1 rRNA gene is annotated in these 1,214 nt (G+C 56.4%); it reads left to right on the top strand.

What is annotated here, in order from left to right:
* A 23S ribosomal RNA gene (locus ACIQPQ_RS37560) occupies positions 1-1,192 on the top strand; the annotation flags it as partial.
* Between the last annotated feature and the right edge of the window lie 22 nt (positions 1,193-1,214).

Below are 1,214 nucleotides of genomic sequence, written 5' to 3' on the forward strand. Positions count from 1 at the left end.
GGTGAGAGCACTTGCTGCTCGAGCTGGGGGTGGCCGCAGAGACCAGCGAGAAGCGACTGTTTACTAAAAACACAGGTCCGTGCGAAGCCGTAAGGCGATGTATACGGACTGACGCCTGCCCGGTGCTGGAACGTTAAGGGGACCGGTTAGTCACATTTCGGTGTGGCGAAGCTGAGAACTTAAGCGCCAGTAAACGGCGGTGGTAACTATAACCATCCTAAGGTAGCGAAATTCCTTGTCGGGTAAGTTCCGACCTGCACGAATGGCGTAACGACTTCTCGACTGTCTCAACCATAGGCCCGGTGAAATTGCACTACGAGTAAAGATGCTCGTTTCGCGCAGCAGGACGGAAAGACCCCGGGACCTTTACTACAGTTTGATATTGGTGTTCGGTTCGGCTTGTGTAGGATAGGTGGGAGACTGTGAAGCTTGGACGCCAGTTCAGGTGGAGTCGTCGTTGAAATACCACTCTGGTCGTGCTGGATGTCTAACCTGGGTCCGTGATCCGGATCAGGGACAGTGTCTGATGGGTAGTTTAACTGGGGCGGTTGCCTCCTAAAGAGTAACGGAGGCGCCCAAAGGTTCCCTCAGCCTGGTTGGCAATCAGGTGTTGAGTGTAAGTGCACAAGGGAGCTTGACTGTGAGACCGACGGGTCGAGCAGGGACGAAAGTCGGGACTAGTGATCCGGCGGTGGCTTGTGGAAGCGCCGTCGCTCAACGGATAAAAGGTACCCCGGGGATAACAGGCTGATCTTCCCCAAGAGTCCATATCGACGGGATGGTTTGGCACCTCGATGTCGGCTCGTCGCATCCTGGGGCTGGAGTCGGTCCCAAGGGTTGGGCTGTTCGCCCATTAAAGCGGTACGCGAGCTGGGTTTAGAACGTCGTGAGACAGTTCGGTCCCTATCCGCTGTGCGCGTAGGAGTCTTGAGAAGGGCTGTCCCTAGTACGAGAGGACCGGGACGGACGAACCTCTGGTGTGCCAGTTGTTCTGCCAAGGGCATGGCTGGTTGGCTACGTTCGGGAGGGATAACCGCTGAAAGCATCTAAGCGGGAAGCCTGCTTCGAGATGAGGACTCCCACCCACTTGATGGGGTAAGGCTCCCAGTAGACGACTGGGTTGATAGGCCGGATCTGGAAGCACGGTAACGTGTGGAGGTGACCGGTACTAATAGGCCGAGGGCTTGTCCTCAGTTGCTCGCGTCCACTGTGTT

This window comes from Streptomyces sp. NPDC091281, assembly GCF_044757425.1.
In the GTDB taxonomy this organism is placed as follows: domain Bacteria; phylum Actinomycetota; class Actinomycetes; order Streptomycetales; family Streptomycetaceae; genus Streptomyces.